The following is a 26,605-nucleotide window of genomic DNA, read 5'->3' on the forward strand; positions in this document are numbered from 1 at the left end:
GTGATGTTTGATTTGTGATCAAACTTTACAGCGGCGAGGCTATGTGCCTAATCTTCGGAAGACAAGCGAATAATTGAGCAGGTGCGAATTTGCCCACGCAGTGTGCAGATGCGAAGACGGAGGACCTGGAGGCGGCGCCCGCCCTCGTCGCCTCGCCGCTCGCCATCTTGCCGCGCATCGCCCGCGAAACCGTCTTCGACCGCGTCTACGAGGCGCTGCGGCGCTCGCTGATCGAGGGCACCTTCGACGCCGGCGAGGTGCTGCGCATCCAGGACGTCGCCCAGCGCCTGGAGGTCAGCACCATGCCGGTGCGCGAGGCGCTGGGGCGGCTCGTCTCGGAGCGGGCGCTGGAAGCCCTGCCGAACCGCTCGATCCGCGTGCCGCTCCTCACCCGCCTGCGGCTCGACGAGGTCGCCCATGCCCGCGCCCTCGTCGAGGGCGAGGCGGCGGCGATCGCCAGCGCCCGCATCGACCGGGCCGCGCTCGACGAGCTGAAGCGGATCACCGAGGCCTACGACCGGCTGATGGCCAAGGTCGGCAGCCATTCGGACCGCGCCGCCTACAACCACGCCTTCCACTTCGCGATCTACCGGACGGCGGGGTCGAGCGTCCTCCTGCCGATCATCGAGAGCCTGTGGCTGCAGTCCGGCCCGTTCATCCGGGCGGCCGCCGAGATCTACGACGGCGACGACGGCCTCAGCGCCACGCACCATCATTGGCAGATCGTCGAGGCGCTGGAGCGCGCCGACCCGGACGCCGCCCGCCGGGCCGTCGGCGCGGATATCAACCGCGCCTTCGACCTCCTGCGCGAGCGCCTGCCCTTTCCCGAGGAGAGCCGCCCGTGAGCCGGACCGACGACCGTTTCGAGCTCTTCGACCTTCGGGTCGAGGTCGTGGTGCCGGAGGACGGCCCCGTCTACTGCGGCGCCGAGCCCGGCGACCATTTCGAGCTGCGCGGCGAGATGTTGCACCTGCCCGAGGGCCAGGGCTTCTCGATCTACTCGCTCGCCGCGGTCCTGCCGCTGCTGGCCGCCAAGCAGCGGCGGACCCACGCGAACGACTGGATGACCTCCGACGCCGAGGTCGCCTGCCCCGACCCGAACTGCGCGACGCGCCTTCGCATCACGCGGCTTCGCGCCCGGACGTTCAGCCATGCCGAGACGACGGCGGTGCCCCTGCCCGCCCGCTGCGACTCGCCCGAGACTTGAGGATAGGCCCCATGCAGACCGCCGATCTCGCCCCCGGCTACCGCATCTCGCGCGTCATCCGCGGCAACTGGCAGCTCGCCGGCGGCCACGGCGCGGTGGACCGCGAGGCCGCGGTCGCCGACCTCTTCGCCTTCGCGGATGCCGGCATCACCACCTTCGACTGCGCCGACATCTACACCGGCGTCGAGGAGATCATCGGCCTGTTCCGCGAGCGCACCCTTGCGGAGCGGGGCGCGCAGGCCGCCGATGCCATCCGCGTCCACACCAAGTTCGTGCCCGACCTCGACGCGCTGGGCACGATCACCCGCGTCGATGTCGAGGCCGCGATCGACACCTCGCTGAAGCGCCTGCGCACCGAGCGGCTCGACCTCGTGCAGTTCCACTGGTGGGACTATGCCGTGCCGCGCTACGTCGAGGTGGCGGGCTGGCTCGACGAGCTGCGCCGCGCCGGCAAGATCGCCCATGTCGGCGGCACCAACTTCGACACGCCCCGCGCCGCCGAACTGCGCGCGGCCGGCCTGCCGCTCTTCTCCATGCAGGTCCAGTATTCGCTGCTCGACCGCCGGCCGGAGAGAAAGCTCCTCGCCGAGGCCGCGTCGAGCGGCATGGCGATCCTGTGCTACGGCACGGTCGCCGGCGGCTTCCTGTCTGACAAGTGGCTGGGCGTGCCCGAGCCGCGCGAGCCGCTGGAGAACCGCTCGCTCACGAAATACAAGCTGATCATCGACGAGGTCGGCGGCTGGGAGCTGTTCCAGGCGCTGCTCTCGGCCCTTCGCGGAATCGCCGACCGGCGCGGCACCGACATCGCCACCGTCGCGAGCCGCGCGGTCCTGGAGCGGCCAGGCGTATCGGCCGTGATCGTCGGCGCCCGCAACCGCGCGCACCTGCCGGCCAACCTCGCGATCTCGGACATGCTCTTCACCGCGGAGGATGCGGCGGCGATCGACGCCGTGCTCGCGGACGCGAACCCCGTGCCGGGCGACGTCTACGAGCTGGAGCGCGACCGCACCGGGCGCCACGGCTCGATCATGAAGTACGGCCTCAACAAGACGGCGGCCTGACCGGGATGGCCGGCGCCCTCGCTTCCCTCGTCCTCGCCGAGATCGCGGAGCGCCACGCCTTCTTCGAGCGCTGGTTCAACGGGCTCGGGGACGAGGACGCGTTGAGCGTCAGCCTCGAGCGCTTCGACCCCGCCTTCCGCCGCATCGATCCGGCGGGCCGGGAAGCGGGCTTCGAAGCGCTCGCCGCCTCGCTCAGCGCCCGGCGCGGCTCGCGCGCGGCCGACCCGGTCTCGATCGCCGTCGAGGACCTCGCCGTCCTTTGGGACGCCGGCGACGCGGTTCTCGCGGGCTACGTCGAGGTCCAGGGCTCCCTCGCCGCCCCCGAGCGGCATCGCCGCCGCTCCACCGCCCTCTTCGTCGCGCCGCCAAGCGGGGGAGCACCCCGCTGGCGGCACGTCCAGGAAACCACCATCCAGACCGGCGGCGCCTGAATGCGCCGGCCGCCAATCCTCAAGGAGACGCATGCCATGAAGCACCTTCTCTCCGGCGCGGCGCTGACGGCGCTTCTCCTGTCCTCGGCCGTCCTGCCCGCTGCGGCGCAGACGAGCCCCTGCACGATCACGGTCGGCGTGGTGATGGAGCTGACCGGCCCCGCCGGCGCCTACGGCCAGGCCGGCGCCAAGTCCGTCGAGATGGCCTTCCGCGACATCAACGAGGCCGGCGGCGCTGCCGGCTGCACGCTCGCCACCGACACGCGCGACAGCCAGAGCCAGGGCAACGTCGCCGTCGACCAGGCGACGCAGCTCGTCAACATCCGGAAAGTCCCGGTGCTGATCGGCGGCATCATCTCCTCCGTCTCGATCCCGATCCTGACCTCGGTGACGGCCCCGGCCGGCGTCGTCCAGGTCTCGCCCGCCTCCTCCTCGCCGACGCTCACCAATCTGGCGCAGGAGGGCAAGACGAACGGCGTCTTCTTCCGCACCATCACCTCCGACGCCCTCCAGGGCACGGCGGCGGCGAAGTACGCGATCGACCAGGGCATGACCAAGCTCGCCGTCGTCCACGTCAACAACGACTTCGGCGTCAACATGGTCCGCGAGTTCGAGACCGCCTACAAGGCGCTCGGCGGCACGATCACCTCGGTGACGCCCTACAACGAGAAGCAGGCGAGCTACACCTCGGAAGCCACCGCCGCCATGGAGGGCGACCCGGAAGGGCTCTACCTCATCAGCTATCCCGTCGACGGCGCGACCATCGCGCGCGCCTGGATCAGCCAGGGCGGCGCGCCGACCTTTCTCCTCAACGACGGCATGAACTCGGCCGACTTCGTCCAGGCCGTCGGCGCGCGCTACCTCGACAACGCCTACGGCACCTCGTCCGGCACCAGCCCCACCAAGTCGACCGAGTACTTCAACGGCAACTACAAGGAATTCTCCGGCGGCATCGATCCCGCGGCTCCAGCCGCCGACCGCTCCTACGACGCGGGCGCCATCGTCGGCCTCGCCATCGCCAAGGCCGGCAAGCCCGAGGCCGCCGCCATCAAGGACGCCATGCGGCAGGTCGTCGACCCCGCCGGCGAGCCGATCTATGCCGGCCCGGAGGAGTTCAGACGCGCGCTCGGCCTGATCGCCGAAGGCAAGCCGATCCGCTACGAGGGCGTCATCGGCCCGGTCGAGTTCGACGCGAACGGCGACATCACCGGCCCCTTCCGCCTCTGGCGCATCCAGAACGGCGAGGTGACCACCGTCGGCGAGATGTCGGCGGAGGACGTCGCCAAGATCAAGAGCGGCGGGAACTGAGGGCAGGCGGCCGCAGCCCGCCCTCCCCGGCCACTGCCATTCCGAAAAGAACGCCGACACCCTCGCCCGCAAGCGGGCGAGGGTGTCGGCCGCGCAAGCGGCTAACGCTACCTTCTCTCGTCAGCGGGAGACGGAAAGCAGCCGACATGCTGCGGCCTCTGACTGTGCAGACGCGAGGCCGCTCCATCCGTTGGGAGCGGTCCTCCGGCTAGATCTCCCGCCCGAGCGTCCGGTCCTGCCAGCGCGCCTGCGCGATGGCGAAGGAGGGGGCGAGGCGGGCGAGCGGGGCGAGGGGCAGGCGGCGGGGCGGGCCGCTCGGCACCGGCAGGCTCGCCAGCGGCGCGCCGCAGGCGGCGTCCGCCAAGACCTCGCCGAGCATGGCGGTGAGCGCGATGCCCCGCCCGTTGCAGCCGATGCCGCCGAGGAAGCCGGGGCCGAATTCGGTGATGCGCGGAAGGAAGTCCGTCGTCATCGCCGCCCGCCCCGTCCAGACGCGCTCCAGCGGCGGCACGGAGGACAGGCGCAGCTCTTCGGCGAGCCGGCTCACGATCATCCGTCCCATGCGGCCGTGCGCGCCGACCGGCAGCATCGACATGCCGCCGCTGATCAGGCGGTTCTGCGCGTCGAGGCGATAGGTGAAGAGGTTGGCGCGCGTGTCGGCGGCCGGGTGGCGGCCGGGCGCGAGGCGCCGGGCCTCGGCCTCGGGCAAGGGCGCGGTCGCGGCCTGATAGACCTGGAGCGGCACGACCGTGCCCGCGAGGCGCTCGGCGACTCCGGTCCGAAAGGCGTTGGTGCACAGCAGCACGCGCCGCGCGCTGATGCTCCCGCCGGCATGGCGCAGCCGCCAGACGCCGCCCTCCGGCTCCACCGCCTCCACCGCGACGCCCTCGTGGATCGCGGCACCGGCGTCGGCCGCCAGTCGCGCCAGGCCGCGGGCAAGCCCAAGCGGGTTCAGCATGCCGCCGCTCTCGTCGAGAAGCGCGCCGGCGCAGAGCCGGGCGCCGGACAGCGCCCGCGCCTCCTCGCGCTCCAGGATGCGCACCGGCCGGCCGAGCGCGGCCCAGGCGGACGCGCGCGCGCGCAAGACTTCCAGCGCGTCTCGCGAATGGGCGATGTGGAGCCAGCCGGTCTGCTCGGCGTCGCAGGCGATGCCGCCCTGCCGAACCGTTTCGAAGACGCGGGAAGCTCCCGCCCCGACCATGCGCAGCAGCGCCTCGCCGCGCCGGGTCCCGAAGCGCTTCACGACGGCGGCCGGATCGGCCTTGGCGAAGTTCGGCACCACGAAACCGGCATTGACGCCGCTCGCGCCGCTGCCGACCTCGCCCGCCTCCAGCACCGAGACGTCTCGTCCGCGGCGGGCGAGGTGCCAGGCGGCGGTCAGGCCGAGAAAGCCGCCGCCGATCACCGCGACGTCGACCGCGAGCCCGTCCACCGGGGGCGCGGCGGGCCCTGCGGCCGGCACCGCGGCCGTGCGCCACCAGAGGGTTCGGCGGTGCTCCGCCTCGCGCGATTCCGTCACCTCGTCCTCCCGGCCCGGCGGCTCGCCGTGATCCGGCTCGCCGCGCTCGTCCTTGCACCTTCGTCCTCGCGACCGTAAAGCACCGGGATCAAAGGATCCTCGCTCCTTCCCCGCTTCGCGCCGGGAACGGTCTTCCGGGAGACGGCGCGATGCCGCGACTTGTGTCCGCCCCCTTCGAGGGCGCGCTCCAGCCCGTCTCGGCGCGCCGCACGCTCCAGGACGAGGTGCATCGGGGCCTCGCCCAGGCCCTGATGGCCGGCCGCTTCGATCCCGGCCAGACGCTGACCATCGCGGCGCTCGCGGATCAGTTCGGCACGAGCCACATGCCGGTGCGCGAAGCGCTGCGGCGGCTCGCCGCCGAGAACGCGCTGGAGGTCTCGTCGAGCGGCACCGTTGTGGTTCCCGCCGTCAGCCGCGAGCGTCTCGACGACCTGTGCGACGCGCGCCTCGTGGTGGAGGGCGCGGCGGCCGAGCGGGCGGCGGGCACGATGACGACGGCGGTCCTGCGCCGGCTGGAGCACCTCGCCCGCGAGCACGCGGAAGCGGGCCGCGAGAAGGATGCGGCGGCGATGCTGGCGCGAAACCAGGAGTTTCACTTCGCCATCTACGCCGCGTCGGGCTCTGCCGTCCTCGACCAGCTCGCCGGATCGCTCTGGCTGCGCTTCGGGCCATACCTGCGCATGCTGACCAAGCAGATGGAGCCGCTGCTCGGGGCGGGCGAGATCGAGACCTATACGCGCCACCACGTCGACATCCTCGAAGCCCTGAAGGCCGGAGACGCCGAGGCGGCGGGCCGGCACCTGCGCGCCGACATCCGCTCGACGCAGCACCTCCTCCAGCCGCTCTGCCCGAGCGAGAGCGCGCCCGCCTCCCTCACAGTTGATTGAGGAAGGTGCCGATCCGCGCCAAGCCCTCCTCCAGCCGCTCGGTCGATTCCGAGCCGAAGCAGACGCGCAGGAACCCTTCGCCCGCCTCGCCGTAGAAGCTGCCCGCCTCGACCACCACGCCGGCCTCGTCCAGCAGGCGGTCGGCCAGCACCTGCGCCGGCAGGCCCGTGCCCGACACGTCGGGGAAGGCGTAGATCGTGCCCTCCGGCAGAGCGCAGGTGACGCCCGGCATCTGGTTCAGCCGCTGCACCACGAGGTCGCGCTTGGCCCGATCCTCGGACACGAGGCCTTCCAGCGCCTCGCGCGGGCCGGTGACGGCCGCGAGCGCGCCGGCCTGGATGAAGGTGTTGACGTGGGTGGCGTCGTTGGCGGTGATCTTGAGGAGCCCCGGCATCGCCCAGCGGGGCGCGGCGAGGTAGCCGAGCCGCCAGCCGTCCATGGCGAAGGACTTGGTGAAGGCGAACATCGACACCGTCCGCTCGGCCATGCCGGGCAGCGAGGCGATCGAGACGTGGGCATTCCCGTCGAAGACGATCTCCTCGTAGACCTCGTCGGAGACCACGAGGAGGTCGTGGCGCACCGCGAGGTCGGCGAGCGCCTGGAGTTCGCCCCGGGTGTAGACGCGGCCCGTCGGGTTTACCGGGTTGACGAGGACGATCATCCGGGTGCGAGGCGTGATCTTGGCCTCGATCGCGGCCGGGTCGATCGCGAAGCCGCGCGAGGCGTCGAGCTTGGCCGTCACCACCCTTGCGCCCGCCAGCTCGATCTTGCCGACGTGCTGGGGATAGTAGGGCTCGAGCAGGATCGCCTCGTCGCCAGGATCGAGCAGCGCCATGAAGGCGGCGAAGGAGGCGTGGGTCAGGCCGTTGGTGACGAGGATGTCGGATGGCTCGACGTCGAGCCCGTTCGCCTCGCGCAGCTTGTCCGCCAGCGCCCGTCGCAGGCTCGGCACGCCCTGGAGGTCGCTGTAGTGGACGTCGCCGGCCCGGAGCGCCCGGATCGTCGCCTCCTTGATGTGGGCGGGCGTGTCGGCATGGGGCTTGCCGAGCTCGAGATGAACGAGGTCGCGGCCCTCCCCTTCGAGGGCAGCCGCCTTGGCATACATGCCGAAGCTCTTCTTGGCGGTGGCGGAAATCCGCTGCGCGACGCGTTTCACGGGCTTGGGTCCTGTTCAGGCAAAAGGGCGGGTCAGGGCCGGCGGCGCAGCGCCGCGACCTCGATCTCGACGAGGATCTCCTCGGCGGGAAAGCCGCAGATGATGGTGGTGTTGGTCGGGCGCGGGTCGGAGAAGGTCTGGCCCAGGATCTCCGAGACCGGCATCACGTGCTCGCGCGCCGAGAGGTAGACGCGCACCTGGACGACGTCGGCGAGGGTCGCATCGGCCTGCGCCAACGCCGCCGCGATCGTTGTCAGCGCCTGACGCGCCTGGGCCGCGGCGCCGTCCGGAAAGGACATGGTCGCCGGGTCGTAGCCGGCCGTGCCGGAAACGAGCACCCACTCGCCGTCGACCACGGCGCGGGCGTAACCGGCGATCTCCTCGAACTTCGAACCCGAATAGATCGAGCGTCGCGTCATGGCGGGATTCCAAAGGCTTGGCGGGACGATAGGGTTGTCACCCGTGCCCGTCGCGACCGACGGGAACGGCCTGGGATAACGCCGCCCCACATACCGTGTAAAGCTGTTTGATCAAACGATCGAACGCTGGTAGCGTCGTATCCGACAATCGGTCGCGGGTGCCTGGAACGGCCTTGCGATCGAACCAGCCGAGCCTTCAAAAAATTCGTCGGACTGATCATCCGCCGTTTGCATCCGTCGGAATCTCGCCTATGAATTTCAAACCTAAACTACCTTCCTCGACCGGGCGGACAGGCGGGTGAGCGGCTACTTCCTCTACCATTCCATCGGCACCTTCCCCGGCAAGGCCGAAGCGCTGCGCGAGGCGCTCGGGCGCTTCGCCGACGACTGGTCGGCCGAGAACGACGCGCAGTGGCCGACCATGCTGAGCCTGCGCGCCGGCTTCATCGAGGCCTGGGCGCGGGTCATCGACGCGCCGGCCGGATCGCTGACGACGACCGAGAGCGTCACCGCCGGCCTCTACAGCCTGATCGGCGCCCTCCCCGCACAGCATCTGGCGGGCAAGCGCGTGCTCGTCGCCGCCGACTGCTTCCCGAGCCTCCACTTCCTCCTCTCGGCCCTCGGCCCCCGCTTCGGCTTCACGCTCGACACCGTGCCGTTGCGCGCCGGCGAGCGCTGGGTGCGCGACGAGGACATGATCGCGGCCTGGGGGCCGGACGTCGGCCTGGCGCTGCTCACCTTCGTCACCTCCACCGCCTCGCATCGCTGCGACGTTTCCGCGCTCGCCGCGCACGGCCGGGCGATGGGCAGCCTCGTCGTCGCCGACATCACGCAAGGCGTCGGCATCCGCCCCTTCTCGGTGGCGACGGCGGAGGTCGACGCGGTGGTCTCGACCTCGCTCAAATGGCTCTGCGGCGTCTCCGGCGCGGGCATTCTCCAGGTGCGCCCGGACCTCCTGAAAACCTGCGAGCCGGAGTTCCGCGGCTGGTTCAGCCAGGAGAACCCCTTCTCCTGGGCCCTAGACGCCTTCCGCTACGCCCCCGACGCGCGGCGCTTCGACCAGGGCACGCCCTCGATCCTGCCGGCCGCGGGCTCGCTGCCCGGCCTCGAATTCCTCCAGCGCACCGGCCTCGACGCGGTTGCCGCCCACAATGCCCGGCTGACCGACCGCGTCGTCGAGGCGGCGGACGAGGCGGGCCTTCCCCTCGCCTCGCCTCGCGAAGCGGAGAAGCGCGGCGGCAGCGTCATGCTGAACCTCGGCGAGGAGGCCGCCGCCCTCGTCGGCCCGTTGCGCGAGCGCGGCCTCTACTGCGACGCGCGCGGCTCCGTGATGCGCCTGTCGCCCGGCCTCGTCACGGAGGAAGCGGAGATTACCCGCCTCTTCGCCACCCTCGCAGAATTCGGCGTCCGGCGCTCCGCCGCCGCCTGATCGCGTCCATCCCGGCCGCCTCGACCGGCGGCCACAGCCCCAAGGAGTTTCGTCCATGCTCGACCGGCGCCGCCTCTTCGGCCTCGTTCTCGCCGCCGCGGCCCTCGCGCCGGCGCTTCCCGCCTTCGCCGCCGACCCGATCGTCGTCGGCGCCTATCCGTCGAACCCGCCCTGGGAGTTCAAGAACGACGCGGGCACCTTCGAGGGCTTCGAGGTCGACGTCGCCACGGAAGCCGCCAAGCGCGTCGGCCGACCGGTTGAGTTCCAGGACCTCGGCTTCCAGGCGCTCTTCGCCGCCACCGCCTCGCACCGCATCGATTTCGCGGTCTCTTCGATCTCGATCACCAACGACCGCCTGCAGAACCAGGCCTTCACCCAGCCCTACTACGACAGCGACGGCACGATCCTCGGCCGCGAGGGCTCGCAGATCGCCAAGTTCGAGGATCTTGACGGCAAGGTCATCGGCGTCGTCTCGGGCACGACCGGCGAGAAGTGGGCGAACGAGAACGCCGAGACGTACGGCATCGCCGAGGTTAAGGGCTACAACGCCCAGCAGGACCTCATGCTGGACATCCAGAACGGGCGCATCGACGGCGGCGCGGGCGAGATCGCCGGCTTCCAGTACGCGATGACCAAGATCCCGGGCCTGAAGATCCTGATCCGCATCCCGACCGGCGAGCGCTTCGCCATGATGGCCCCGAAGGACTCGGCGATCCTGCCCGAGATCAACGAGGCGATCTCGGCGATGAAGGCGGACGGCACGCTCGCCAAGATCCACGAGAAGTGGTTCGGCGTCGCCCCCAGCGAGGGCACCAGCACCGTCGTCGCCTCGGACATCCCGACCGCGCAGTAACGAAGAACCACCACCGGCGCGCCGGACGGCACGGGCTCCGATCGCCCGGCCGTCCGGCGCGCCGCGCATTTCTCGGGGGCCTGCCATGGGGCTGATCGATACCTTCTTCAACGCCGAGGTCATGGCGCGCGCCTTTCCGATCCTCCTGCGGGGGCTCTGGAACACGCTTCTTCTCGGGGCGACGGCGATCGTCTTCGGCTGCATCCTCGGCCTCGTCGTGTGCCTCTTGCGGCTCTACGCGCCGAAGCCCGTCCGGCTGCTGGCCGTCGGCTACATCGACATCTTCCGGGCGCTTCCCGTTCTCGTCGTCCTGATCCTCCTCTACTACGCCCTGCCCTTCGTCGGCATCCGCCTGTCCTCCTTCGCCTCGGCCGCGATCGCCCTGATCCTCGTTCTGTCGGCCTTCACGGCGGAGGTCTGCCGGGCCGGCATCGAGACGGTGCCGCGCGGGCAGTTCGAGGCGGCCTCGGCGCTGGGCCTGCCTTTCGGCCTCACCATGCGGAAGGTGATCCTGCCCCAGGCGGTGAAGGTCATGATCCCGCCGCAGACCAGCAACTGCGTCTCGGTGCTCAAGGACACGGCGCTCGCCTCGGTCGTCGCCATGCCCGACCTTCTGAAGCAGGCGAACGACGCGCAGGCGATGATGGCGAACCCGACGCCGCTGATCGGCGCGGCGCTGATCTACCTCGCCATCCTTTGGCCGATGGTGCGCCTCGTCTCCTTCCTGGAGATGCGCAGCCGCGCCAAGACCGCGCGCTGAAGGCTCCGCTCCGGAAAACCAAAAAGGCCGCGGATCGCTCCGCGGCCTTTTCATGTGCGGGTCCCGATCGGCGGATCAGGTCGTCTCGTAGGCCGAGGCGACGGTGAGGAGGGCGCCGTCGAGGGCCTTGCCCTCCTCGTCGAGAAGGGCCGCCTTGATCAGGCGCTCCATCCAGGCGCCGCCCTCGGCCTGCGGCAGAAGCGTCGGCACGGCGCTCAGCACGCGGTCGAACTTGGAATTGCCCCGCGCATGGGTGTCGGAATAGCCCTTCACCAGGCGGCGCGCCGAGAGGATCGCGACGGCGAGGTCGTAGTTCGCGGGCAGCGTCCGGCGCGCCAGCGCCAGCCAGCGCGTCCAGTGCTCGGCCTCGCGCTCGTGGCGCAGAGAGCCGCGGCGGAAGCGCTTGAGGCCGGCGACGGCATAGAGCGCCAGGAACCAATGGATGCGGTCGGTGCGCACGCGCCGGCCGCGATTGACGATCCTGTCGAGCGCGGCGAAGAGCTTCGGGCGGTTCTCGATCGCGTGGCCGAGACGGGCCGGCAGCGTGCCGGCCACCTCCTCCATGCGCGGATGCATGTATTCGGTGAGGCCGAGGATCTGGTCGTCCTTCGCGCCGACCTCGCGGCGGATGCGCGGCAGGCGGGCCGACCGCGTCTTGAGGTCGGCGACGCGCACGACGTCGTCATAGGCCATGGCGACCGCGAGGTACTTCGCCGCGTTCTCGGTGAAGCGCCAGTCCTTGGCGGCGCCGCCCGCCCGCTCGTCCTCGGCGCGGAGCTCTTCGAGCGCGGTGAGGTATTCCGCGGCATAGTTCGGGTCCTGGTAGTCGACGAGGCGCCTCGCGCCGGCATAGGCCATCGGCCTGACGCTCTCGGGCAGCGCCGCGATGCGCGCGAGCAGCGCGTCGAGGGCGGGCACGCCGACGGTTACCGGCGGCTCGGGCAGGTCCTTGCCCGGCGCCTTGGGCACGATCTCCTGGCGGTCGTTGCCGGCGACCTTGTCGAAGCCGGCGGCGAAGGCCTTGAGGCTCGGCTCGACGCCCTTGCCGCCGGCCCGGATCGCCGCCTCGAAGTGCTCGCGGGCGAAGGGCAGGACGCCGGAACCCGCCAGCGCCCCGAACATCGTCGCCGAGATGACGCTGCCGTTCTTTTCCGCCAGCGTCTGCATGTCGAAGGCGACGATGCGCTTGGCGGCGATGCCGGCGGCTTCCACCACGCTGTCCGGATCGCCGATCCCGTCGCCCGGCACCTCCTTCTCGCCGACCGCGTAGGAGCGGTGCGAGGAGGTGAGAAGCGTCGTCCGGTCCGGCGTGACGAGGCCGCGCAGCATGGAGCGGCCGGCCTCCATGAACTCGGCGGCGAGCACCACGTCGACGTCGCCCGGCGTCGGCATCAGCGACAGGATCGGCGCGACGCCGTCCCGCTCGGGCAGGAGCTCGATGTAGTAGATCGTGGCGCCCGTGCGCTGGGCGACGCCCGGCACGGAGGTCGACTGCGCCATCCAGCCGGCGCCCTCCGCGGCCGCCACGATCCAGTCGGCCAGCACCCCGCCGCCCTGCCCGCCCATGGCGAGGATCGCGACGGAGAGCGGCTTGTCGGTGGACAGGCGCGAGGGTTGATCGGCGGCGGGGAAGTTCGGGTGGACGGTCATCGCGTCGGGCCTCAGGCGAAGGACACGCGGCGCGCGTCGCGCCGGCGCTGCAGGAAGCCGATGACGCGGTCTCGCAGGCGCGCCAGCCAGCGGTCGGTCTTCGTCGGGTTGAAGACGATGTCGGCCTTGTAGAAGGAGGGGCAGAGGATCGCGGCCTCCGACACTTCGCCGCAATTGCCGCAGCCCACGCAGCCGTTGTCGATCGCCGCCACCGGATCGTCCTTGAGCGGGTCCGCCGTGTGCTTGACCGAGAGCGAGGGGCAGCCGGACAGGCGGATGCAGGCGTGATCGCCCGTGCAGACGTCCTCGTCGACGCCGAAGCGCTCCTTCACGACCCGCTCGCCGTTCTTCACGGCCTTGGCGAAGATCGGCTTCACCCGGCGCTGCTTGTTGAGCGAGCATTCGGAGGAAGCGACGATGACCTTCGGCCCCTTCTCGGGCGTCGTCAGAGCTTCCTTCAGCGTGTCGCGCATCTTGGCGACGCTGTAGGTCCGGTCGACGTGGCGCACCCATTTGGCGCCGACGCCCTTCACGGCGGCAACGATCGAGTTGTTGGTGGAGCGCTCGGCGTTCTCGGCGCGGGACGACAGGATGTCCTGCCCGCCGGTGGCGGCGGCATAGTAGTTGTCCACCACCATGATCACGCCGTCTTGGCGGTTGAAGACGGCGTTTCCGACGCTGGTGTTGAGGCCGTTGTGCCAGAACCCGCCGTCGCCCATGATCGAGATCGGGCGCTTGTCCGCCTCGACGTTGAAGGCGGAGGCCGAGGCCGGCCCGAGGCCGTAGCCCATGGTCGTCGCGCCGATGTTGAAGGGCGGCAGGATCGAGAAGAGGTGGCAGCCGATATCGGCGGAGACGTGGTGGGGGCCGAGCTCCTTTTCCACGAGCTTCATCGCCGCGAAGATCGGCCGCTCCGGACAGCCGACGCAGAAGCCGGCGGGCCGCGCCGGCACGACGCCGGCGAGCGCCTTGACCTCGGGCGTGGCGAGGATGGCGTCGGCGCTCGGCACCGGCGGGCGGTTGCCGAGAAGCTCGGGGGCGTGCTTGTCGAGAAAGGCGCCGATGCCGCGGCCCAGCACCTGCGAGGTGTATTCGCCGCCGCGCGGCAGGACGTCCTTGCCGGCGAGCTTCGTCTGCACGTCGTGGCGGCGCAGGATGAGGCTCAGCGCCTGCTCGATATATTCGGGCTGGCCCTCCTCGATCATCAGGACGGCGTCCTTGCCGGCGCAGAAGGCGACGAGCTCGTCGTCGATCAGCGGATAGGACACGTTGAGGACGAAGAGCGGCAGCGCGCAGGCGCCGTAGACGTCGGCGAGGCCGAGGTGCTGGAGCGCGCGCATCACGCCGTTGTAGAGCCCGCCCTGGAGGATCAGGCCGATCCGCCCCTCCTCCGGCCCGAAGCGCTCGTTGAGCCTGCGGTCGCGCACGAAGTCGATCGCTTTCGGCCAGCGGCTCTCGAGCTTCTCCTTCTCGTGGATGTAGGCCGCGGGCGGCAGAACGATGCGGTTGACGTCGCGCCGCGGGTTCTCGACCGCTTGCCTGAGAGTGAAGGCGGGACGCTTGTTGTCTTTCGCCACGAATTGGCCGTGGACGTGGCAGGAGCGGATGCCGACCTGGAGGATGACGGGCGTGTTGGAGGCTTCCGAGAGTTCGAATCCCGCCTCCACCGCCTCGACGATCGAGGGCAGGTTCGGCCGGGGCGTCAGCAGCCACATCTGCGACTTCATCGCGAAGGCGTGGGTGCGCTCCTGCATGATCGAGGAGCCTTCGCCGTAGTCCTCGCCGACGATCACCAGCGCGCCGCCGGTGACGCCGCCGGAGGACAGGTTCGACAGCGCGTCGGAGGCGACGTTGGTGCCGGCCGTCGACTTCCAGGTGACGGCGCCGCGCACGGGATACATCACCGAGGCCGAGAGCATGGCCGCGGCCGCGGCCTCGGAGGCCGAGGATTCGAAGTGCACGCCGAGCTCGTCCATGACGCCGCGGGCGTCGGCGAGGACGTCCATGAGGTGCGAGATCGGCGAGCCCTGATAGCCGCCGACATAGGAGACGCCGGACTGGAGCAGCGCCTTGGTGATGGCGAGGATGCCCTCGCCGCGGAAGATCTCGCCCTCGCCGAGCTTCAGTTCCTCGACTTCGCGAACAAAGGATCTCTCGGCCATGGAGCGCTCACATGTCTGGATGGAGGCATGCGGGCGCCGCCTGTCCGCGCCCGCCGATATCCATGCATCTTCATGCTTTTTGGAACCATGTCAATTTGCCGACCTGTGCAAGTTGCCTGCGCTTCCAGTCAGGCCCGCATCAAAAAAGAGGCAAATGCATAAGACAGAAGCAAGGCGCCCGAGAGGCGCATCCTGTCTCCTCCTTGCCCTCGCCGCTCCCGACCCGCTCCGTCACCCAGTTCCCGCCATCCCCGCCCCCTCACATCACCGTCCACACTCTCCGCTTCGTCATCCCGGGCTTGACCCGGGATGACGAAGCGGGAGGCGGGCGAGCGGAATTTCGGGGCTCCGCGGCTCGGTCGCAGGCCGGCCTGCGGTCGGGCCCGCCGCTCAGATGTCGTTGCGGCGGATGTTGGCGAGGATGCGGTGGAGGGTGGCGACGAAGGCCTGGTACTCGGTCTCCGAGACGCCCTCGAACATGTGGCGGAAGCGCCCGACCATCATCGGCCAGATCGCCGCGAAGGCCGCGGCGCCCTTTTCGGTGATGTGGGTCTCGCGCACGCGCGCATCCTCGGCGCGGGGACTGCGGCGCACGAGGCCCTGCTCCTCCATGGCGTCGAGGGTGCGGCTCATGGTGGACTGCTCGGTGACGGCGTAGACGCTGAGCTCGTTGATCGCGAGGCCGTTGGAGACGCTGAGGATGGCGAGCACCCGCATCTTGGCCGTCGTCATGTCGAAGGCCTTGAGCTCCTCCGACAGGTCGGCGTTCCAGCGGGCGGCGATGCGGTTGAGGAGGTAGGGCGCGAAGTGGTTCAGCCCGAGCTCGCCCATGGACGGGACGGCACCCTCGCGCTCGTCCGCGCTGCCGAGGACGCCGCGGCCGTATCGTCCCACCATGCGGCTACCTCAGGGTTTGCGCCAGAGCGAAGCCCGAGCCTGCGCCGAGCCCCGGCCCGGGATGGGTGGAGGCTCCGATATGGTAGAGCTTGGGCACGTGGGTGCGGTGATTAACCGAGGTCTTGAAGGGCCGCCAGAGGAAAAACTGGTCGATGCCGCAGGAGCCCCCGTAGGGATCGCCGCCGACGAGGTTGACGTTCATCGCCTCGAGGTCCGCCGGCGCGTAGCTGACGCGCTTCAGAACGCTGTCGCGGAAATCCTCGATATGGGACGCGAGGATCGCTTCGATCCGGTCGGCATAAGCCTCGCGAAGCGCCGGCGTCCAGCGCCCGTCGGCCGGCACGGGAATGGTGCCGGCAGCGTCGCCCTTCACCCGGCGCGGCGTTTCGGGCAGCTGCAGCCAGAGGATCGAGGCGCCGTCGGGCGCCCGGCTCGGGTCGAGCATGGCCGGCTGCCCGACGCAGATCGTCGGCTCGGCCGGGAGCAGGCCCCGCTCGGCCTCGTTGACCGCGCGCGAAACGCCGTCGAGGCCGGGCGTCAGGTGCAGGAGCGCGACCTGTCCCAGCTCTTCGCTCGGCCAGCGCGGCGGTCGCGACAGGGCGTAGTGGACCTGCATGTTGCCCTTGCCGTGGCGGTAGCGCTTGAGGCTGCGCGCGAGATCCGCCGGCAGCTCCGCCTCCGGCAGGAGGCGGCGATAAAGCTGGTCGGGCGCGAGCGAGCAGATGACACCGACGCGGGCGCGGATCGCCTCGCCGCCGGCCAGGCGCACGCCGTTTGCCGCGCCCTTGGTGTCGCGCGTCACCGCCTCCACGTCGGCGTTCGTGCGGATCTCGCCGCCATGATCCTCGATCAGCCGGCGGAAGGCGGTGAGGATCGCCTCCGCGCCGCCCTTGACGACCGGCGCGCCCGCCGCCTCCAGCGCGAAGCCGATGACCCGGACCATCTCGCCGGAAAAGGCCGCTTCCGGCCCGAGCCCGGCATGAAGGACCCAGGGCGCGAAGAGCGCGCGGGCTTCCTCGGAGGCGTAGGTCGTCTCCAGATGCGCCCGGGCGTTGACCATCGACTCGCCGAAGAAGGCCGCGAGCCCCCGCGGCCCTCGGCGCAGGATCTCGCGCCCGACCGTCTTCAGGGTCGCGCGCGTCCAGAGCGCGCCGCCGAGCAGCGCGAAGACGAAGCCGGCATTGCCGGCGAAGGCGTCCATGTCGGCGCCGAAGGCGGCGCCGTCCCCAGCCGCCAGCGCTTCCAGGCGCGAACGGTTCTCGCTCCGCTCGCGCGACAGGATCGCGTGGCGCCCGTCCGGCAGGAGGACGCCGGTCGGATAAAAGCTGTCGGCGAAGGAGAGACCCCGCGCCGCCAGATCGTCCTTGAGCAGCGCATAGGCGGGCGAGGTGGTGAAGAGGACGAAAGTCGTCGCCATCACGTCGTGGACGAAGCCGGGCTCGGTGATCGCCTCGGTGCGGATGCAGCCGCCCAGACGGTCGTTCCGCTCCAGAAGGATCACCTTGCGGCCGCGCCTGGCGAGGAGGCTCGCCGCCACCAGCCCGTTGATGCCGCTGCCGACGACGACGTAGTCCGCCTCACCCGCCATGGGCGCCACCCGCCCGACCGTCAGGTCTTCGGAACGAGCGCGATGACGCGCACGGGGCTGCCCGTGCCGCCGACGATCTTCAGCGGCGTCGCGACGACGAGCGCGCCGGTCGCCGGCAGCTTGTCGAGGTTGACGAGGCTGGCAAGGCCGTAGCGGCCCTGCTCCAGGAGGAGGTGATGGGCCGGGAAGGGCGGGTCGAAGGAATGAGCCATGCCGGCATCGGTGCCCACGCACTCGTTGCCCCAGCCGAGGACGTTCTTCTCGACGAGATAGCGGATGCAGTCGACGCTCGGGCCGGGCGTGTGGCCGCCGTTCAGGAAGGTCTCGCTCGACGAATTGCGCGGATACCAGTCGGAGCGCATGAAGACCCAGGCGCCGGCGGGAATTTCGCCATGCTCGACCTCCCAGGCCTGGACGCCTTCCTTGGTCAGGACGAAGTCGGGATCGGCGGCGACCTCCTTCGAGCAGTCGATCACGTAGACCGGCGCGACGAAGTCCTTGGCCGGCAGCTTGTCCGTGGTGTTGTCGGGCCGGTCGCGGCCGGAGATCCAATGGGCGGGCGCGTCGAAGTGGGTGCCGGTGTGCTCGCCGAGCTCCATCCAGCCCCAGGCCCACCAGGGCCCGTTGGCGTCGTAGGCGGAGATCTCGTTCATCTTGAAGCGCGGCGTGTTCCGGCCGAACTCCGGCGGCAGGTAGAGGACCGGCGTGTCGGGGCCGAGCGGGGCGGTGAGGTCGACGACCTCGATGGCGCCCGAGGCGATGGCGGAGGCGACGGCGGACAAGCTTTCGGCGGCAGGCATGGAGCGGTCCTTCAACCCTTTGGGGAACGAGCGGCCGCAGGGGTCCCGGCATCGCCGCATGGGAGGGAGGATGACCAGCGATCAATGAAAATGCAAGCATCCGCGAGGGGGCGGATTGCCGATCTTCGCGGCGGGCGCTGCCGCTTTCCGGCGCAGCGTGCCGAAAATCCGGCGCAGGTCGCGGCGGCGGGCGGATCCGGGCACATCCGGCCTCATGCAGATGCCGATATCGGAGCGTGCAGCGGGCGGGCTTGACCGCGGCGTCCGCGGCATATTAGTTTAGACCTAAATCATATCGAGGCGCCGGCTCGCCGCCGCCCATGAAGGGGCTGTCCATGCGCATCGTCTGCATCGGCGGAGGTCCGGCGGGCCTCTACTTCGCCCTCCTGATGAAGAAGAGCCATCCGGAGCACGTCGTGACCGTGGTCGAGCGCAATCGGCCCTACGACACGTTCGGCTGGGGCGTCGTCTTCTCCGACGCGACCATGGTCGCCATGCGCAAATGGGACCCGGAGACCGCGGCTGAGATCGAGGACGCCTTCAACCATTGGGACGACATCGAGCTCGTCTTCAAGGGCACGCGCCAGCGCACCACCGGCCACGGCTTCGTCGGCATCGGCCGCCGCAAGCTCCTCAACATCCTCCAGGCGCGCTGCGAGGCGCTCGGCGTCGAGCTGCGCTTCGAGACCGAGGTCGGCAGCGACGAGGAGTTCCCCGACGCCGATCTCGTGATCGCCTCGGACGGCTTCAACTCGAAGATCCGCAACAAGTACGCGGACGTCTTCGAGCCCGATCTCGCCGTGCGGCCGAACCGCTTCGTGTGGCTGGGCACCAACAAGCTCTTCGACGCCTTCACCTTCGACTTCCGCAAGACCGAGCACGGCTGGTTCCAGGCCCACGTCTACAAGTTCGACGAGACGACCTCGACCTTCATCGTCGAGACGACCGAGTCCGCCTACAAGGCGCACGGCCTCGACGCGATGAGCCAGGACGAGTCGATCGACTTCTGCCAGACCCTCTTCGCCGAGACGCTGGAGGGCGCGCCGCTGATGACGAATGCGCGCCACCTCCGCGGTTCGGCCTGGCTGAACTTCTCGCGCCTCATCTGCGGTCATTGGAGCCACTTCAACGGCCGCTCCCACGTCGTCCTGATGGGCGATGCCGCGCACACCGCCCACTTCGCCATCGGTTCGGGCACCAAGCTCGCCCTGGAGGACGCGATCGAGCTGACGCGCCAGTTCGACGCCCACGGCCACTCGGCCGATGCGATTCCAGCGGTGCTGTCCGACTACGAGGCGATCCGCCGCGTCGACGTCGCGCGCATCCAGAACGCGGCGCGCAACGCCATGGAATGGTTCGAGGTGGTGGGCGAGCGCTATGCCGACACCCTGCCCCCCGAGCAGTTCATGTACTCCATGCTGACGCGCTCGCAGCGCATCAGCCACGAGAACCTGCGCCTGCGCGATCCGCAATGGCTGGAAGGCTACGAGCGCTGGTTCGCCGCGCAGGCGGGCGTGCCGGCAAAGCCAGGCGAGCGGCCGCTCCCGCCGATGCTCACCCCCTATTCCATCCGCGGCGTGACCTTGAAGAACCGCATCGTCGTCTCGCCGATGGCGATGTATTCGGCGAAGGACGGGCTCATCGACGACTTCCACCTCGTGCATCTGGGCTCGCGCGCCATGGGCGGCGCGGCCCTGGTCTTCGCCGAGATGACCTGCGTCTCGCCCGACGCGCGCATCACGCCGGGCTGCCTCGGCCTATGGAACGAGACCCAGGCGGCGTCCTGGCGCCGCCTCGCCGCCTTCGTCCACGAGAACACCGACGCCAAGCTCGGCATCCAGCTCGGCCATGCCGGCCGCAAGGGCGCGACGCGCCTCGCCTGGGAGGGCATCGACGAGCCGCTGGAAGAGGGCCACTGGCCGCTGTTCTCGGCCTCGGCCCTGCCCTACCTCAAGCATTCCGCCGTGCCGAAGGCCATGGACCGGGCCGACATGGACCGGGTGCTCGCCGATTTCGTCGCGGCGACGCGCCGGGCGGCCGAGGCCGGCGTCGACTGGCTGGAGCTGCACTGCGCCCACGGCTACCTTCTCTCCTCCTTCCTGTCGCCGCTGACCAACAAGCGCGAGGACGAATACGGCGGCGGGCACGAGAACCGGGCGCGCTATCCGCTCGAAGTGTTCCGCGCGGTGCGCGAAGCCTGGCCGGCGGACCGGCCGATCTCGGTGCGCCTGTCGGCCCATGACTGGACGGAGGGCGGCAACACGCCGGACGACGCGGCCATCTTCGCGGCGATGTTCAAGGACGCCGGCGCCGACATGATCGACTGCTCCTCGGGCCAGGTGTGGAAGGAGGAGAAGCCGGTCTACGGGCGCCTCTTCCAGACGCCCTTCTCCGACAAGATCCGCAACGAGATCGGCATCCCGACCATCGCGGTCGGCGCGATCTCGGAGGCCGACCACGCCAACTCGATCATCGCGGCGGGCCGGGCCGACCTTTGCGCCGTCGCGCGGCCCCACCTCGCCAACCCCGCCTGGGCGCTGCACGAGGCGGCCAAGATCGGCATCCGCGAGGTCGCCTGGCCCAGGCAGTACGCCTCGGCCAAGCGCCAGTACGAGACCAACCTCGAACGGGCGGCCGCGCAGTGAGCGCGGAGGCGACAGGCCCCCTCGCGGGCCGCCACGCGCTCGTCACGGGCGCCGGCTCCGGCATCGGCGCGGCGATCGCGCAAGCGCTGGCGGCGGCCGGCGCGCGCGTGACCCTGGCCGGCCGCCGGGAGGCGCCGCTGCGCGTCGTGGCGGAGCGGATCGGCGAGGGACGCGCGTTCGTCGCACCCGGCTTCGACGTCACCGACCGCGCCGCCATCGAGGCGGGCCTCGCCGCCGCCCGGGCCGCCTTCGGCCCGGTCGCGATCCTCGTCAACAATGCCGGCGAGGCGCCGAGCGCCCCCTTCGAGAAGACGAGCTTCGAGACCTGGTCGCGCGTCCTGGCGGTCGACCTCACCGGCGTCTTCAACGTCACGCAAGGGGCGCTGCCCGACATCAGGGCCTCCGCGCCCGGCGGGCGCGTCGTCAACGTCGCCTCGACCGCCGGCCTCACCGGCTACGCCTACGTCTCCGCCTATTGCGCCGCCAAGCACGGCGTCGTCGGGCTGACGCGGGCGCTCGCCCTGGAGCTGGCGAAGACCGGCGTCACCGTCAACGCCGTCTGCCCCGGCTTCACCGACACGCCGATCATCGCCGAGGCCATCGAGACGATCGTCGCCAAGACCGGCCGCAGCCCCGAGCAGGCCCTGGCCGAGTTCACCCGCGCCAACCCGCAAGGCCGGCTGGTCACCCCGCAGGAGGTGGCCGACGCCGTGCTCTGGCTCGCGCTTCCCTCATCCTCCGCCGTCACGGGCCAGGCCATCGCCGTCTCCGGCGGCGAGGTCATGGCCGGATAAAGGATCGTCCATGCCCTTCACTCAATCCAAGCCCCTGCGCTTCGGGGACTGCGACCTCACCGGCATCGCCTATCACCCGGCCTACTTCTCCATGCTGGTCGACGTGAACGAGGCGATGTTCGCGAGCCTCGGCGTCACCTGGAAGGAGTTGATGTTCGAGCGCCGCATCGGCCTGCCGACGGTGACGATGAACGTCGAGTTCAAGCGCCCCTCGACCTACGGCGATGTTCTCGACTTCGCGGTGCACGTGCGCAATGTCGGCCGCGCCTCGCTCGACCTCGAAACGGTGGTGACGGTGCGCGGCGAGACCATCTGGACGATCCGCCAGCGCATCGTCGCGACGTCCCTCGAAGATCACAAGTCGACGCCCTGGCCGGACGACGTGCGCGAAGGCCTCAACCGCTACCTGGAGCCCGCGGCATGACCCACCAGATCCTCCAGCCCGATGGCTGGGCCAAGCCAATCGGCTATTCCAACGGCATCCTCGCCAAGGGAACCGTTCTTCAGGTCGGCGGTCAGGTCGGCTGGGACGAGACCTGCACCTTCCAGACCGACGACTTCGTCCGCCAGGTCGAACAGGCGCTGCGAAACGTCGTCGCCGTTCTCGCGACAGGCGGCGCGAAGCCGGAGCACATCGTCCAGATCACCTGGTACTTCACCGACCGCGACGCCTATCGCGGCAGCTTGCGGGAGATCGGCCGGGTCTATCGCGACGTGATCGGCCGTCACTTCCCGCCCATGGCCGCCGTCCAGGTCGTGGCGCTGATGGAGGACCGCGCCAAGGTCGAGATCGTGGCGCTCGCCGTCATTCCGGAGGCGGCGTAGGCGCGCCATCGAGGGCGCCGCGCGCCGAGCCCTTCATCTTGCGCAGGAGGCCGAGCATCTGGCGCGTCTCGGCCGGATCGAGGCCGGCGGTCAGCGAGCGGATCCAGCCCTCGTGGGCCGTCGCCATCTTCGCGAAGCTCGCGCGCCCTTTCGGCGTCATGCGGATGAAGCTCTCGCGGCGGTCGGCCGGGTTCTGCTCGCGCACGATCCAGCCGTCCTCGGCGAGGCGCTTGATCACGGAGGTGATGTTGCCCGGCGAGACCATGAGGCGCTGCGACAGCTCGCCGAGGTTCAGCCCGTCCGGCACGCGCTCGATCTGCGACAGGATGTCGAAGCGCGGAAAGGTCGTATCGAACTCCTGGAGGAGGCGCCGGCGCACCTCGTTCTCGATCAGCCGCGCCACGCTGAACAGCCGCAGCCAGAGACGGAGCTGGTCGTGCTCGTCGCCCTGCGCGTCGGCGATCTTGGTTTCCGCGTCGATCCAGACCTTCGCGCCGCTCATTCCCGCATCGCCTTCCGCTTGTGCCCGTCCCTCATGCCAGCAAGCGGCCGGCCCGCCAAGCCGGCGGGTCCGCCCGCCATTACTTGACACTTAAACTAATCTGGGGAAGCCTTCCCCGCCAGGCGGCTGAACGCGCCGCACGATCTCCCGGAGGACCCGCTCATGCCCGCATCGGTCAAGCCCATCGTCACGCGCAAGGACCAGGAGCACGCCGGCACCGGCCAGTCCGGCGGCGCCAAGCGCATCTCCGGCGTCAGCCCGCAGCACACGCCGGCCACCAAGATCTGGTTCGGCAAGGTGTCGAACGAGCCGGGCTACCGCTCGCTGCCCCACCACCACGGCGAGGCGGAGACCGGCGGCTACGTCCTGAAGGGCAAGGGGCGCATCTACTGGGGCGAGAACTACGAGGAGTTCATCGACATGGTCGAGGGCGACTTCGTCTTCGTGCCGCCCTTTATGCCGCATGTCGAGGTCAACATGTCGACCACGGACGAGCTGGTCTGGATGACCTGCCGGACGCCCGACAACATCGTCGTCAACCTCGAGGACGTGCCGGACGAGACCCTCGTCGGCTACGTGCCGCCCGCCCGCTGAGACGAACGGGAGCCAGAACCCCATGAAGCTTCTTCGTTTCGGCGAGCCCGGCCGCGAGCGGCCCGGCCTCCTCGACGCCCACGGTGCGGTGCGCGACCTGTCCTCGGTGGTCACCGACTTCGACGGCGCCGCGCTGTCGCCCGCCTCGCTGGCGCGCCTCGCCGCCATCGACCCGGCGAGCCTGCCGCTCGCACCCGCGGATGCGCGGATCGGCCCTTGCGTGCCCCGGCCGGGCAAGTTCATCTGCATCGGCCTCAACTACGCCGACCACGCCCGCGAGACCGGCAAGGAGCCCCCGCCCGAGCCGATCATCTTCATGAAGGCGACGAGCGCCTTCTGCGGCCCGAACGACGACGTCGAGATCCCGCGCGGCTCGGCGAAGACCGACTGGGAGGTCGAGCTCGGCGTCGTCATCGGGAGCGTCGCCAAGTACGTCCCGGAGGCCGACGCCCTCAACCACGTCGCCGGCTACTGCGTGATCAACGACGTGTCCGAGCGCGCCTTCCAGTCCGAGCGCGGCGGACAGTGGACCAAGGGCAAGAGCCACGACACCTTCGGGCCGACCGGCCCCTGGCTGGTCACGGCGGACGAGGTGGCGGACCCGCAGGCGCTCGACCTCTGGCTCGACGTCGACGGGTCACGGCGCCAGACCGGCAACACGCGCACCATGATCTTCGGCGTCGCGCACCTCGTCTCCTACCTGTCGCAGTTCATGACGCTGGAGCCGGGCGACGTCATCGCGACGGGGACCCCGCCGGGCGTCGGCATGGGAATGAAGCCGCCGGTCTTCCTCAAACCCGGCCAGGAGATGCGCCTCGGCATCGAAGGGCTCGGCGAGCAGCGCCAGCGCACGGTCGAAGCGCGCGAGCGGAGGCCCGCATGAGCCGCCGCCTCGAAGGGCGCACCGCCATCGTCACCGGCGGCGGGCGCGGCCAGGGGGCCGCGGAAGCGGCGCTGCTGGCCCGCGAGGGCGCATCGGTGCTGATCGGCGACGTGCTCGAAGCCGAAGGCGAGGCCCACGCCGCGGCCCTGGTGGCCGAAGGGCTGCAGGCCCGCTTCATGGCGCTCGACGTGACCGATCCGGCGCACTGGTCGGCGGCCGTCGAGGCCTGCCGCGAATGGACCGGTCGGCTCGACGTCCTCGTCAACAATGCCGGCATCATCAACCGCTCGACGGTCGCCTCGACGGAAGCAGAGGCCTGGCGCCGGGTGATCGACGTCAACCTCACCGGCGCCTTCCTCGGCATCCGCGCGAGCGTGGCGCTGATGGCCGAGACGGGCGGCGGCTCGATCGTCAACATCTCCTCGAACAGCGCCTTTTCCGGCCATTACGATCCGGCCTACACCGCCTCGAAATGGGGCCTTCGCGGCCTCACGCGCTCGTCGGCGATGGAGTTCGCGGAGAAGAACATCCGCGTCAACGCGGTCTGCCCCGGCCTCGTCGTGACCGGCCTCAACAAGGACAGCCCGCACCTCCGGCCGATGATCGGCATCACCCCGATGAAGCGCGCGGGCACCCCGGAGGAGATCGCCGAGCTCGTCCTCTTCCTCGTGAGCGACGCGTCGAGCTTCATCACCGGCGAGGACTTCGTGATCGACGGCGGCTTCACCGCCGGCGCCGCCTACCGCCGCGTCGCGACCGAGACCGGCATCTACTGAAGCGCCAGTCGCGCCCGGCGGCATTTCGGCGTCGGGCGCCGCTCCCCAGTTCCAGCCAGCGCAGGAAAGGCCGCCATGGCATCCTCCCCGTCCGACGCGACCGAGGCGCCCGCAACCGCTTGGCCCGGCCCAGCCCGACGCACCAGCACCGTCGTCCTGATCCTGTGCTGGTTCGCGATCTTCGCCGAAGGCTACGATGTCGGCGTCCTCGGCGCCGTGCTGCCGGCGCTCGCGGCCGAACCGGGCTGGGACCTGTCGCCCATCGAGCTCGGCGCGCTCGGCAGCTACACCGTTCTCGGCATGCTGATCGGCGGGCTGCTCATCGGCACGCTCAGCGACATCTACGGCCGCAAGCCGCTGTTCGTCGCCTGCCTGTCGCTGTTCACGCTCTGCATGGCCGCGACGTCGCTCGCGCCCACGCCCCTCGCCTTCGGCATCTCGCGCTTCGTCGCAGGCCTCGGGCTCGGGGGCATCATCCCGATCGCCGCGGCCCTGACGATCGAGTACTCGCCCCCGCATCGGCGCAGCCTCAACTACGGCCTGATGTATTCGGGCTATTCGCTCGGCATCCTCGCCGCGGCGCTGGTCGGCCGGAGCATCCTGGAAGAGCATGGCTGGCGCTGGGTGGTGCTCATCGGAGCCCTTCCCGTTCTCGCGGTGCCGCTGATGATCTGGCGGCTCCCGGAGTCGCTGGAATTCCTGGTGGAGAAGGGCCGCACGCTCAAGGCGCGGGAGCTCGCGGCGAAGCTCGGGCTGCCGGTGCCGCCGGTCCGCAGCCGCGGCGCCGAGGCCGTCGGTTGGCGAGGCGTGCTGGCGGAGATCTTCGCGCCCCGCAACGCCCGCGCCACGATCGCCTTCTGGATCGCCCTGTTCATGGGTCTGCTCCTCGTCTACGGCCTCGGTCAATGGCTGCCGCAGATCATGCGCCGCAGCGGCTACGAGCTCGGCGACAGCCTGCTGTTCCTCGCGGTCTTCTCGTTCACCTCGGCGATCGGCGGAATCCTGCTCGGCCGCCTCGCCGACCGCTTCGGCGTTCGTCTCACCGTGTTCCTGGCCTATGTTCTCGGCGCCGCGGGCATCGCGGCCCTGTCGCTGAAGGGCTCGATCTGGCTGAACTACCTGTTCGTCGCGGTCGCCGGCTTCGGCAGCGTGTCGAGCTCGCTCATCCTGACCGGCTACCTCGCGGGCTACCTCGATCCGCGGGTCCGGGCGGGCGGCACCGGCTGGGCCTTGTCCTTCGCGCGGATCGGCGCCTTCTGCGGGCCCCTGCTCGGGGGCACCGTCGCGGCTCTGGGCGTCCATCCGAACTGGAACTTCTACGCCTTCGCCCTCGTCGGCCTCGTCGCCGCGCTGGCCACGGCGGCGATCCCGACCAGGCCTTTGGCTCTCTCCCGAAAGGCAGGCTGACCGCGGCGGCTCCCAAAGAACGATGCGGCGGGCCGGCAGAGCCGCCTCGCCG

General features: G+C 70.4%; 26 protein-coding genes. 17 read left to right on the plus strand and 9 right to left on the minus strand.

The window, feature by feature from the left end; genetic code table 11:
• Positions 1 to 89: 89 nt before the first annotated feature.
• From FZN60_RS05970 to FZN60_RS05990, 5 genes are read left to right on the plus strand one after another with little or no spacing between them, the layout of a single operon-like run.
• A complete protein-coding gene (locus FZN60_RS05970; protein WP_158872119.1) occupies positions 90 to 845 on the plus strand; it encodes a GntR family transcriptional regulator in 756 nt (251 codons plus the stop codon).
• Complete coding sequence (locus tag FZN60_RS05975; RefSeq protein WP_158872121.1) at positions 842 to 1,207, plus strand: TIGR04076 family protein; 366 nt, start codon at positions 842 to 844, stop codon at positions 1,205 to 1,207. Before FZN60_RS05970 ends, FZN60_RS05975 begins: the two co-directional genes overlap by 4 nt.
• A gap of 11 nt (positions 1,208 to 1,218) precedes the next feature.
• Positions 1,219 to 2,268, plus strand: a complete 1,050-nt coding sequence (locus FZN60_RS05980; protein WP_158872123.1) for an aldo/keto reductase — start codon at positions 1,219 to 1,221, stop codon at positions 2,266 to 2,268.
• Positions 2,269 to 2,273: 5 nt separating this feature from the next.
• Positions 2,274 to 2,699: a hypothetical protein gene (locus FZN60_RS05985; RefSeq protein WP_158872125.1), complete on the plus strand. Its 426-nt coding sequence runs from the start codon at positions 2,274 to 2,276 to the stop codon at positions 2,697 to 2,699.
• 36 nt (positions 2,700 to 2,735) lie between these two features.
• Positions 2,736 to 4,007 (plus strand): ABC transporter substrate-binding protein, encoded by a 1,272-nt coding sequence (locus FZN60_RS05990; RefSeq protein WP_158872127.1) that lies wholly within the window; start codon positions 2,736 to 2,738, stop codon positions 4,005 to 4,007.
• 208 nt (positions 4,008 to 4,215) lie between these two features.
• On the opposite strand, the gene FZN60_RS05995 is transcribed toward FZN60_RS05990, so the two are convergent.
• The gene (locus FZN60_RS05995; RefSeq protein WP_158872129.1) at positions 4,216 to 5,526 is read right to left on the minus strand and encodes an NAD(P)/FAD-dependent oxidoreductase; all 1,311 of its coding nucleotides are present in this window, start codon (positions 5,524 to 5,526) and stop codon (positions 4,216 to 4,218) included.
• Between the two features lie 149 nt (positions 5,527 to 5,675).
• Between FZN60_RS05995 and FZN60_RS06000 the strand changes: the two genes are divergently transcribed.
• Positions 5,676 to 6,413, plus strand: coding sequence for a GntR family transcriptional regulator (locus FZN60_RS06000; RefSeq protein WP_158872131.1), 738 nt, complete (start codon positions 5,676 to 5,678; stop codon positions 6,411 to 6,413).
• On the opposite strand, the gene FZN60_RS06005 is transcribed toward FZN60_RS06000, so the two are convergent.
• On the minus strand, positions 6,400 to 7,569 hold the full coding sequence (locus tag FZN60_RS06005) for a pyridoxal phosphate-dependent aminotransferase (protein ID WP_158872133.1): 1,170 nt from the start codon (positions 7,567 to 7,569) through the stop codon (positions 6,400 to 6,402). The two genes, FZN60_RS06000 and FZN60_RS06005, sit on opposite strands and share 14 nt — an antisense overlap.
• 32 nt (positions 7,570 to 7,601) lie before the next feature.
• Positions 7,602 to 7,988 carry a Rid family hydrolase gene (locus FZN60_RS06010; RefSeq protein WP_158872135.1) on the minus strand — a complete coding sequence of 129 codons (387 nt, stop codon included), beginning with the start codon at positions 7,986 to 7,988 and terminating at the stop codon, positions 7,602 to 7,604.
• 298 nt (positions 7,989 to 8,286) lie between these two features.
• Between FZN60_RS06010 and FZN60_RS06015 the strand changes: the two genes are divergently transcribed.
• The 3 genes from FZN60_RS06015 (at position 8,287) to FZN60_RS06025 (ending at position 11,030) form a co-directional block, all read left to right on the plus strand.
• The gene (locus tag FZN60_RS06015; protein WP_158872137.1) at positions 8,287 to 9,417 is read left to right on the plus strand and encodes an aminotransferase class V-fold PLP-dependent enzyme; all 1,131 of its coding nucleotides are present in this window, start codon (positions 8,287 to 8,289) and stop codon (positions 9,415 to 9,417) included.
• Between the two features lie 55 nt (positions 9,418 to 9,472).
• Positions 9,473 to 10,270, plus strand: a complete 798-nt coding sequence (locus FZN60_RS06020) for an ABC transporter substrate-binding protein (RefSeq protein ID WP_158872139.1) — start codon at positions 9,473 to 9,475, stop codon at positions 10,268 to 10,270.
• A gap of 85 nt (positions 10,271 to 10,355) precedes the next feature.
• The gene (locus FZN60_RS06025) at positions 10,356 to 11,030 is read left to right on the plus strand and encodes an amino acid ABC transporter permease (RefSeq protein WP_158872141.1); all 675 of its coding nucleotides are present in this window, start codon (positions 10,356 to 10,358) and stop codon (positions 11,028 to 11,030) included.
• A gap of 75 nt (positions 11,031 to 11,105) precedes the next feature.
• Here the strand turns inward: FZN60_RS06025 and FZN60_RS06030 are convergent, their stop codons facing one another.
• From FZN60_RS06030 to FZN60_RS06050, 5 genes are all read right to left on the minus strand, one after another.
• The gene (locus FZN60_RS06030) at positions 11,106 to 12,680 is read right to left on the minus strand and encodes an indolepyruvate oxidoreductase subunit beta family protein (RefSeq protein WP_158872143.1); all 1,575 of its coding nucleotides are present in this window, start codon (positions 12,678 to 12,680) and stop codon (positions 11,106 to 11,108) included.
• 11 nt (positions 12,681 to 12,691) lie between these two features.
• Positions 12,692 to 14,842 (minus strand): ferredoxin family protein, encoded by a 2,151-nt coding sequence (locus FZN60_RS06035; RefSeq protein WP_158872145.1) that lies wholly within the window; start codon positions 14,840 to 14,842, stop codon positions 12,692 to 12,694.
• A gap of 390 nt (positions 14,843 to 15,232) precedes the next feature.
• Entirely contained in the window at positions 15,233 to 15,739 is a 507-nt protein-coding gene (locus FZN60_RS06040) for a MarR family winged helix-turn-helix transcriptional regulator (RefSeq protein ID WP_158872147.1), read from the minus strand.
• 4 nt (positions 15,740 to 15,743) lie between these two features.
• Complete coding sequence (locus FZN60_RS06045) at positions 15,744 to 17,327, minus strand: phytoene desaturase family protein (protein ID WP_158872149.1); 1,584 nt, start codon at positions 17,325 to 17,327, stop codon at positions 15,744 to 15,746.
• A gap of 20 nt (positions 17,328 to 17,347) precedes the next feature.
• Positions 17,348 to 18,127, minus strand: a complete 780-nt coding sequence (locus FZN60_RS06050; RefSeq protein ID WP_158872151.1) for a cyclase family protein — start codon at positions 18,125 to 18,127, stop codon at positions 17,348 to 17,350.
• A 335-nt stretch (positions 18,128 to 18,462) separates the two neighbouring features.
• On the opposite strand from FZN60_RS06050, the gene FZN60_RS06055 reads away from it, so the two are divergent.
• The 4 genes from FZN60_RS06055 to FZN60_RS06070 are packed head-to-tail and all read left to right on the plus strand — an operon-like array spanning position 18,463 to position 22,391.
• A complete protein-coding gene (locus tag FZN60_RS06055; RefSeq protein ID WP_158872153.1) occupies positions 18,463 to 20,772 on the plus strand; it encodes a bifunctional salicylyl-CoA 5-hydroxylase/oxidoreductase in 2,310 nt (769 codons plus the stop codon).
• The gene (locus tag FZN60_RS06060; RefSeq protein WP_158872155.1) at positions 20,769 to 21,566 is read left to right on the plus strand and encodes an SDR family NAD(P)-dependent oxidoreductase; all 798 of its coding nucleotides are present in this window, start codon (positions 20,769 to 20,771) and stop codon (positions 21,564 to 21,566) included. The genes FZN60_RS06055 and FZN60_RS06060 overlap by 4 nt, the downstream gene beginning before the upstream one ends.
• 10 nt (positions 21,567 to 21,576) lie before the next feature.
• Positions 21,577 to 21,990 (plus strand): acyl-CoA thioesterase, encoded by a 414-nt coding sequence (locus tag FZN60_RS06065; protein ID WP_158872157.1) that lies wholly within the window; start codon positions 21,577 to 21,579, stop codon positions 21,988 to 21,990.
• Positions 21,987 to 22,391 (plus strand): RidA family protein, encoded by a 405-nt coding sequence (locus FZN60_RS06070; protein ID WP_158872159.1) that lies wholly within the window; start codon positions 21,987 to 21,989, stop codon positions 22,389 to 22,391. The genes FZN60_RS06065 and FZN60_RS06070 overlap by 4 nt, the downstream gene beginning before the upstream one ends.
• Here the strand turns inward: FZN60_RS06070 and FZN60_RS06075 are convergent.
• Positions 22,372 to 22,893 carry a MarR family winged helix-turn-helix transcriptional regulator gene (locus FZN60_RS06075; protein ID WP_158872161.1) on the minus strand — a complete coding sequence of 174 codons (522 nt, stop codon included), beginning with the start codon at positions 22,891 to 22,893 and terminating at the stop codon, positions 22,372 to 22,374. The genes FZN60_RS06070 and FZN60_RS06075 overlap by 20 nt on opposite strands.
• Before the next feature lie 162 nt (positions 22,894 to 23,055).
• Here FZN60_RS06075 and FZN60_RS06080 point away from each other — a divergent pair, with 162 nt between their 5' ends.
• The 4 genes from FZN60_RS06080 (at position 23,056) to FZN60_RS06095 (ending at position 26,553) form a co-directional block, all read left to right on the plus strand.
• On the plus strand, positions 23,056 to 23,487 hold the full coding sequence (locus tag FZN60_RS06080; protein ID WP_158872163.1) for a cupin domain-containing protein: 432 nt from the start codon (positions 23,056 to 23,058) through the stop codon (positions 23,485 to 23,487).
• Positions 23,488 to 23,509: 22 nt separating this feature from the next.
• Positions 23,510 to 24,370 (plus strand): fumarylacetoacetate hydrolase family protein, encoded by an 861-nt coding sequence (locus tag FZN60_RS06085; protein ID WP_158872165.1) that lies wholly within the window; start codon positions 23,510 to 23,512, stop codon positions 24,368 to 24,370.
• Complete coding sequence (locus FZN60_RS06090) at positions 24,367 to 25,146, plus strand: SDR family NAD(P)-dependent oxidoreductase (protein ID WP_158872167.1); 780 nt, start codon at positions 24,367 to 24,369, stop codon at positions 25,144 to 25,146. Before FZN60_RS06085 ends, FZN60_RS06090 begins: the two co-directional genes overlap by 4 nt.
• Before the next feature lie 75 nt (positions 25,147 to 25,221).
• Positions 25,222 to 26,553 carry an MFS transporter gene (locus FZN60_RS06095; RefSeq protein WP_158872169.1) on the plus strand — a complete coding sequence of 444 codons (1,332 nt, stop codon included), beginning with the start codon at positions 25,222 to 25,224 and terminating at the stop codon, positions 26,551 to 26,553.
• The last annotated feature ends 52 nt before the right edge of the window (positions 26,554 to 26,605 follow it).

This window comes from Antarcticirhabdus aurantiaca, assembly GCF_009765365.1.
Classification (GTDB): domain Bacteria; phylum Pseudomonadota; class Alphaproteobacteria; order Rhizobiales; family Rhizobiaceae; genus Antarcticirhabdus; species Antarcticirhabdus aurantiaca.